We start from the raw sequence: 1,957 nt of genomic DNA, 5'->3' as shown, positions 1-1,957 counted from the left end.
CACCTGTTCCCATCCCGAACACAGAAGTTAAGCACTTTAGCGGCGAGTATAGCTATGCTAGCCATAGTGAAATTAGCTCATTGCCAGGTAAACTTAGGATAATCATTCACTTGATTATCCTTTTTTTTATACATAAAAAATTAAGTTATTTTTCAATAAATATTTGAGGCTGATTGATAATATACATTCAAAGAATGTGAAAGAAACTCTACAATGTTGTTTATTTATGAATTAAGATAAAATGTATAAAATAGAAATGATTGAAAAACTAATATCAATATCATAAGATGTGAGAAAGGTGGGTGTTTATGACTATAATAGAAAAACAAGCGATTGAGTTGATAAAAAATGAGAACGATTTGATTGCAAATTTAAGTAATTTATCTGCATTAATAAATATGAGTTATACAGATATAAATTGGGTTGGATTTTATCTCTATAAAGATGATCATTTAATTTTGGGTCCTTTTCAAGGCAAGCCAGCTTGTATTCACTTATATCCGGGAAAAGGTGTATGTAGTACATCACTTATTGAAAGAAAGACTTTAAATGTTCCAGATGTTCATGAATTTCCAGGTCATGTTGCATGTGACAGTGCATCTAACAGTGAATTAGTGGTGCCGATTTATATTGATGATAAACCTTTTGGTGTTTTAGATATTGATTCGCCTTTATTCAATCGATTTACAAAAGAGGATGAAAGAATCATGGAATCAATTGTAAATATATTAATTGAAAATATAAAAACAATAAAATAAACGGGGATACTCGTTTATTTTATTGTTTAAAGGGGTTATGGTGCTATAATAAATTAAAGGAGCGATAATATGAAGAAAATTAAATTGGGTACAAGTAATTTAATGGTTTCGGAAATTGGATTGGGATGCATGAGAATGGCTGATAAAACGGTCGATGAAGCAAAAGCAGTCATTAAAGCTTCGTTACAAAATGGTATTAATTTTTTTGATCATGCTGATATATACGGAAAAGGGAAATCAGAAGAAATTTTTGCTCAAGCAATTAAAGAGTTGGGAATTAAACGAGAGGATATAATTATCCAATCTAAATGTGGTATTGATAATGGCACATTTAATTTTAGTAAAGATCATATCTTGAAAGCGGTCGATGGTATTTTGGAAAGACTGAATACTGATTATTTAGATGTTCTACTTTTACACAGACCTGATGCTTTGGTTGAACCAAACGAAGTAAATGATGCTTTTAGAATACTTCATGCAAGTGGTAAGGTTAGATGGTTTGGAGTTAGTAACCAGTCTGCATATCAAATGGAATTACTGCAAAGCGGCGTTGATTACCCGTTAATTGCAAATCAAGTTCAATTTAGTTTAAAACACACTAATCTTATCGATCATGGCTTTAATGTGAACATGAATCATGAGTCTGGAATATATCGTGGCGCTGGTATTATAGAATACGCAAGGTTAAATCATCAAACTCTACAAGCGTGGTCACCGTTTTATAGTGGGTATTTTGAATCTATCTTTATTGATAATGATGAGTTTATAGAATTAAATATGTGTCTTGAAAAAATGGCAAAAAAATATGATGTTTCGAAAGAAGCAATCGCAGTAGCTTGGATTCTAAGACATCCTGCTCAGATTCAAGTACTGGTTGGGTCAATGACACCAAGTCGAATTAATAAAATTGCTAAAGCGGGTACATTTAAGTTGTCACATAACGAGTGGTATGAACTGTACAAGGCAGCGGGGAATAAACTCCCTTAAGCCTTGTTTTTTTGAAATAATACGTAAAATAACCTGACAATAGATAGCTTTTTGAACAAAAGTAAAATAAATGAATAAAGTTTGCAAATAGAGTTGACAAGGGAGTATGTGGATGGTATTATAATCAAGCGTTGACCGGGAAACGGAGCGCAGCAATGGTCTTTGAAAACTGAACAGGAAACGTCAATTTCAAACAGAAATAGATAACAAAA

The 1,957-nt window shown here is 32.0% G+C and carries 2 protein-coding genes and 1 rRNA gene; all 3 read left to right on the top strand.

All coding sequences use genetic code 11. From position 1 onward, the window contains the following. A 5S ribosomal RNA gene (gene rrf / locus GVV10_RS09410) occupies positions 1-89 on the top strand; the annotation flags it as partial. Positions 90-308: 219 nt separating this feature from the next. Continuing rightward, positions 309-758, top strand: coding sequence for a GAF domain-containing protein (locus GVV10_RS09405; protein ID WP_159522004.1), 450 nt, complete (start codon positions 309-311; stop codon positions 756-758). 69 nt (positions 759-827) lie between these two features. Continuing rightward, positions 828-1,745: an aldo/keto reductase gene (locus GVV10_RS09400; RefSeq protein ID WP_159522002.1), complete on the top strand. Its 918-nt coding sequence runs from the start codon at positions 828-830 to the stop codon at positions 1,743-1,745. Positions 1,746-1,957 lie beyond the last annotated feature (212 nt).

The sequence above is a fragment of the Erysipelothrix urinaevulpis genome, from assembly GCF_009828835.1.
Lineage (GTDB): Bacteria > Bacillota_I > Bacilli_A > Erysipelotrichales > Erysipelotrichaceae > Erysipelothrix > Erysipelothrix urinaevulpis.
The sequence above is the reverse complement of the archived record's forward strand: the minus strand, read 5'-3'. Positions and strand labels throughout refer to the sequence as shown.

Bases quoted from the DNA above. Each gene is read 5' to 3' on its own strand.
- GVV10_RS09405 (WP_159522004.1), top strand. From the start codon at position 309: ATGACTATAATAGAAAAACAAGCGATTGAGTTGATAAAAAATGAGAAC.
- GVV10_RS09400 (WP_159522002.1), top strand. From the start codon at position 828: ATGAAGAAAATTAAATTGGGTACAAGTAATTTAATGGTTTCGGAAATT.